The organism is Fodinibius halophilus (assembly GCF_011059105.1).
Lineage (GTDB): Bacteria > Bacteroidota > Rhodothermia > Balneolales > Balneolaceae > Fodinibius > Fodinibius halophilus.
The window spans coordinates 1-5,889 of sequence record NZ_JAALLS010000046.1; the positions used below are offsets into that span (position 1 = coordinate 1).

The 5,889-nt window shown below is 42.5% G+C and carries 6 protein-coding genes; all 6 read left to right on the forward strand.

Annotated features, from left to right (window positions below):
* Positions 1-253 (forward strand): hypothetical protein (locus tag G3569_RS18495; RefSeq protein WP_205720281.1); only part of this gene is annotated, 253 nt, incomplete at its 5' end.
* Between the two features lie 511 nt (positions 254-764).
* Positions 765-1,988, forward strand: coding sequence for a 6-bladed beta-propeller (locus G3569_RS17925; protein ID WP_205720282.1), 1,224 nt, complete (start codon positions 765-767; stop codon positions 1,986-1,988).
* Positions 1,989-2,584: 596 nt separating this feature from the next.
* The gene (locus G3569_RS17930; RefSeq protein ID WP_350356575.1) at positions 2,585-3,505 is read left to right on the forward strand and encodes an IS5 family transposase; all 921 of its coding nucleotides are present in this window, start codon (positions 2,585-2,587) and stop codon (positions 3,503-3,505) included.
* Between the two features lie 186 nt (positions 3,506-3,691).
* Positions 3,692-3,898, forward strand: a complete 207-nt coding sequence (locus G3569_RS18500) for a hypothetical protein (RefSeq protein ID WP_205720283.1) — start codon at positions 3,692-3,694, stop codon at positions 3,896-3,898.
* Between the two features lie 70 nt (positions 3,899-3,968).
* Positions 3,969-5,192 (forward strand): 6-bladed beta-propeller, encoded by a 1,224-nt coding sequence (locus tag G3569_RS17935; protein ID WP_165271467.1) that lies wholly within the window; start codon positions 3,969-3,971, stop codon positions 5,190-5,192.
* A gap of 167 nt (positions 5,193-5,359) precedes the next feature.
* Positions 5,360-5,889 (forward strand): 6-bladed beta-propeller (locus tag G3569_RS17940; protein WP_165271468.1); only part of this gene is annotated, 530 nt, incomplete at its 3' end.

A 5,889-nucleotide genomic window follows, 5' to 3' on the forward strand; every position in this document is an offset into this window, starting at 1 on the left:
ACACCTTGGTGCCTATGCTTCCGGGCTAAGTAGCCCGAATGGGCGGTTATATCTGGGAGTTGGCAAGAATTATTTTTTGGACCCTAACAATCGATTATGGATTCACGAATTTTCTAAGGCCGGGAAACTGAGCAGAAGGTATAAGCTGGAATCGGAGGAGCAAAATCTTCCTGTTATTTTTGATATGGATTTTAGTAAGCGTCGGATATTTGTCGTGACGGAAAATGCTGAGATTCGAGTATATCCTTTCTGACCTTCTTTGACTTCATTTTATAGGGGGGATAGAGATAGCTACTTAGTTGCATAAACTGCCGACACTTTTCAGTAAAAAAATAAGGACAAATATCAGGAGAGATCTCAAGCATTTGTCCTGCAGCGTTGTTATAGTACGATCAGTTGCATTAGGAGCAATAATAATTCTTAACCAAATATAAGGTGATTATTTATGTCATTTATGAAAACACTAAGTCGCGATGAAATGAAACAAGTAAAGGCCGGGGGGTGCGAATGGCAGGGTTGTGATAGTGCAACTGATACCTTTACTTGTTGGTATTATGAATGTAACCAGAAATACTTTGGTTCAAGTAAAGCTAGGACATGTGCAAAACAAGTAGGCCAATCACAAAAATTTGCAGTGGCTATGTGTGGGAAAAGGTATAGATAAACTAAAAATTAATAAAGCAAAAGGGTATTTGTTTTACCCTTTTGCTTTTATGTATAGCGAATGTCAAATGAAAAATATGCAATATTCCCAGAGATTACTATTGAGCATACTTTTATGCTTCACCCTTTTTCAATGCTCTAATAACTCCACATCCGAACGACCAGAATATATTCGTATCCTCGATGATATACCTCAAGATATCCAGGAGGTGAAGAACCTCACTATTTTACCTGGCGATGCGAAACCCACTCATTCCATAGAACTTATCCCTGAGCAAACTTTTGGTAAATCGGGTGAACCTTATCTAACACAAGTACTAGAATGTGCTATTGATGATAAGGGGAAAGTAATCATTACGAATGGGAGAAAGAATTCTAATGAATTTCCTTTTCTATATCGAGTGTATGCCTACAATGCTGATGGTAGCTATCATACCCAGATTGGAGCCACGGGCAAAGGTCCGGGAGAGTATGGTATGATACTTGGCGTGCAAGCTGTGGCTGGAAAAGTGTTCGTATTAGATTATACCAGCCAGCGGTTGAATATATATAACACCGATGATTACTCTTTTGAACGGTCAATTCTGATTGAGCGGCTGAACATCAGGGATCATGAGGCTGTTCAGGATCTGGAGTTTGGATATTTTAAGGTCAGGAGCGACGGAAATTTCTTAATCATGTTCAAAGAACCGAACTCTGGAACTGATAGACCGGTATACACCTATCTGCTGATGGATGTGCATGGGAATGCGCTGGATTTTGCCCCCCTTGTATTCCCGTCTAACCTTAATGCCATGAAGAGTAATTCGCGTGTACCGAACGCCTTTAGGCCCTTACCCTTTATGGGAGAGACCATTACAGCGCTGTCCGATGAAAATGCAATATATTCTGTTTGGACGCAGGATTTTCTGATCAAAAAGTACGATGCCAGGGGGAACTACCAATCTGCTATTTATTATCCGGTGACAGGCTCGTCTTTTGATCTCAGCGAATACACCGAGCAATCCAGTTATACCCGAGGGGATGTCATGAATACCTTAGAGATCGTTGATGAAAAGCTTCCCGAATCGAATCCCGCAATCGCTGATATGAAGATTGATGATGAAAACAGGATCTGGGTGGCAGTACCTACGGGAGTACAAAGTGAAATTTATGAATGGTGGATCCTTAAGGAATCCGGTGAGTTGCTGGCAAAGCTTAGGCTGGCCCGTGATCAACCAATTTACGACATTAAAAACGGCTATCTGTACAGCAAAAAAACCAATAAAGAAACAGGTACGGAGTATGCGGTGAAGTACCGGATTGAGCTGGCAAAAAATAATTAACAGAAAAATTGTAAGTTTTTACTTACTCCAGCAGGCTATGAGTATAAATCAGGTAATAAAAGCAATTTAGGAATTGCTCAGTTTCTATTTATCAATAAATATTGTTTGTTCAGTAATTGAGAATGTTGCAAAACCCTTGTCACCCTGAATTTATTTCAGGGTCTGTACAAATAATGCCATGTGGAAAGGTCTGTTTATTTTTTGGCATTCCACTTCTGTCGTTATCACAGGGTGGGTTATAGCCTGTTCAGGGTATAAATACCCAATTGGGAGAGCTTATTAATGTTATTTCCCGGGATAAAATTCAGGACAAATCTCAGGATATATCTCAAGCATTTGTCCGCAAGCCTTGTTATAGTACTATCAGCTGCATTAGCAGCAATAATAATTCATTTAATTAAAGGGAGCTTTGCAGAACCCCCTGATTTAGCGATTTTTGCTCAAAATGGATAGGTTTGATCGAACATCGCCAATTTTTCACCCCAATGATATTTTGTTATGTCTGATAAGCGCTACCAGCTAAGTATTTTGGATCAATGGGCCACCCAATCAGGGCAAGTCAGTCGCTCGACGGAGCGTCTGGCCGAAATTGAGGAGTGGATCGACTGCCCCCCCTCTACGATATTGGCCGTCGCATCGACCAAACCGGCCCACAGGGTGGGCAGCCCCGCAAACCGGTCCGATGGATGATCCGCGGGCTATTTTTGCAGCACCTGTATCAGCTGTCCGACCCGCAGCTGGAGGACCAGCTCATCGATCGGCTCAGCTTTCGCCGCTTCGCCGGGCTGCCCTTGGAGCAGCAGGTGCCCGACTTTTCTACCTTCTGGCGGTTCCGCCAGGCCCTGGCCGAGGGCGGCCACCTGGAGGATCTGTTTAGGGAGGTAACCGGTCAGCTGGAGGCCAAAGGCCTGATCCTGAAGCGGGGCACGGTCGTCGATGCAACCATCATTGAATCGGCGGGGCGCCCGCTTAGCGACGAAGCCCGCGAGGAGTTAGAGCAGGATCCTTCCTCGCAAATCGACACCGATGCCGATTCCACCCAAAAGGGCGGGACCCACTATTTGGGCTACAAAGGCCATATCGGGGTGGATGTGGGCAGCAAGCTGATTCGCCGGGTGAGCTTTACCGAAGCCTCTCCGCACGACAGTACCCAACTGGAGACCTTGCTCAGTGGTGACGAGCGGGCGATATTTGGGGATAAGGCCTACCCCAGCAGGGATCTGAAGCTCCGGTGCCGCAAGGAGGGAATCTATTACGGAATTTTAGATAAAGCCTACCGGAACAGGCCGCTGAGTGGCTCCCAAAAGCGCCGCAACACCCGCAAGCGGCGGGTGCGTCGCTACGGAGAACATCCTTTTTCGGCGATCAAACAACGCTATGGGATGGCCGTGGCTACTGCCAAAACAAAAATAAGGAACAAAGCCCAATTTATTATGGCCGCCCTCTGCTGGAACATCGAGCGTAGCATCAGCTGGGCCAAGAAAGAATGGAAAGTTACCCCGGCAGCGGCCACCTGATGGGTGAGCTATACCCATCGGAGGCCGAATCGGCCTCGTTGGCCCGATGTTCGGGCCAACAACAACAGAAATGACTATGATTATCGACGATTTGGACATTTTTTGGATCTGCAAAACCCCAAATTAAGAAAAACCCGAAAAGAGCAAGTAATTCAAAGCCCCCTTAAAAATAAAAGGTGACTATTTATGTCATTTATGAAAACATTAAGTCGAGATGAAATGAAAAATGTAAAAGCGGGAGATGCCTACTTATATTGTGAGACACCGAATGGATTTGAATCGTGGTATCGTACAGATACTACCATAAACCCTACCGATGCTTGTAGAGACATATATCCTGCATATGGGGATTCGGTTTCAGGGACATATGGTCTTGCACCTGTGAATAAATAACAACATATCTTAGTAGTATGCAGGGAGAAAGCATAATTACTTCTCTCTATATACTTATACATTTTTCCAAATGGCTTCTATTTTTTCTTTCCCAGAATACAAAATGGTAAGTGTAGCTTTGTTTCTTTTGTGCTTTGGAATAGTATCAGGATGCGGAGTTGATAATGAGAATAATGACTCTGTAAAAGTACAAGGGGTTAAGAACCTGATGGTTTATACAAAAGATCAAAACCCAGATACAGTCATTCTATCCAGAGAATTGGTTTATGGTGATACTATGAATGTACTATTTCGTTCAATGAGAGATTTTACGGTAGATACTGCAGGGCGCGTATATATTACGGATGCAGCCAGGGGAGTAAAAAAAATTCATCAATTTAAGCCGGATGGGAACTATATAAAAAGCATTGGAGGAGAGGGGCGGGGCCCCCGCGAATTTTTGGGTCCCTGTTGTTTAAAGATAAAAAACGAACAGCTTTTTGTTTATGATCATCGGCAGTTTAAGGTAAATATATATTCTACTGAGCCTTTAAGTTATCAAAAAAGCTATACTATAACCCCCGGAGAGCTTGCTGCCTCGAGCCAAGGCAGAATATTTAGCCATTCTTATTATTTTCTTACTGACAGTACCTATCTGGTGGGATTCAGTGAAAGTCTGTCTCCTGATAATCTCAAGAATAGGTATGCTGACTATTATCGCGCGAATAGAAAATGGGAAAAAAGTTCTGGTAAGCTCTTTTCACAGTTGCGTCCTAAAATTATGTTAGGAGATTTTCAAGGAAAAAAAATATATGAGAGATTTCCATTCTTTGAAAAGTCATTAATGGCTGTGTCACGAAAAGGATATATTTATCGGGCCCAAACCGATTCTTTTCTCGTGAAAAAATATGACAAAGAGGGGAACTATTTGGAAGGATTCTATTATCCCTACCAGCGTGCATCAGTAAATCGCGAAGACGCCTTGAATGCAACCAATACGATGACCAGGGGTATAGCTAAAGGTATGGATCTTCCCAAGCATTGGCCGGTATTGAACTCCATGGAATTTGATGATAAAAATCGCCTGTGGATAAGTACTATTACAAACAGTAGAGAAAAGCTGCAGTGGTGGGTGTTAGACAAAGATGGAAAGCTCATTGCCCGATTCCGGTGGGCGGGCAAGCGTGCGGAGCAAGCATATGGTTTGGAGCCGGATATTTTAGTGCGAAATGGCTTTTTTTATGTTCAAGAAAAAAATAAGTCTACTGAGGGGCGGCGGGTAGTTAAATACCGTATTAACATTAGCTCTCGATAATAGATGAATTTAGTTCTGTACCAATAATTACTATTGATGAATACTTAAGTGATATCAGAATCTGGTAATATTTTTCAGTGCTAAATTTAGAAGAGGTAATACATTATCACTTCAGGTATAATGACTTTCATTTCAATTCAGTATTCAACCTTTTAAGATCGAATACCATGACAAATAATATATTTTGGGTTATCACTTTAATCTCCTTCCTGTTCATTGATTTTAGTCAAGCACCAACTCCTGATACTGCAAAAATTATAGAGCTTGAGGAGTATCGTACCTTTATCTCATATGAAGATCAAAAGTTATCAAATCCACAAATTATACGGTACAACGATCGTAATTCACATCTGTTTGTCTATGATACTGCTGAATCAACGGTATTTGAATTTGACAGTAATGGTGAAATTGTCAATAGATATGGCCAACGGGGACGCGGTCCCGGAGAGTTTTTAAAAGTGAGTAACATATTTTTAGCGAATAATTACCTGTATATTGTAGATCCGGTTCAGTATCGCATTATGCGATTTACATTTGATGGTGAATTAGCGGGATCAATGAACTATGGAAAGGGAGATTCCCAGGCCTTGCCTCCTCCGGCTCCTACGCCTTTGGCTCCGCGTGCAAAAAAAATTAATAATCAGCCTGTAGTAGCAGAAAATGGTCAGATTTTATTATCAAATATTTATCCCGGTGA

Bases quoted from the DNA above. Each gene is read 5' to 3' on its own strand.
- G3569_RS18500 (WP_205720283.1), top strand. From the start codon at position 3,692: ATGTCATTTATGAAAACATTAAGTCGAGATGAAATGAAAAATGTAAAA.
- G3569_RS17935 (WP_165271467.1), top strand. From the start codon at position 3,969: ATGGCTTCTATTTTTTCTTTCCCAGAATACAAAATGGTAAGTGTAGCT.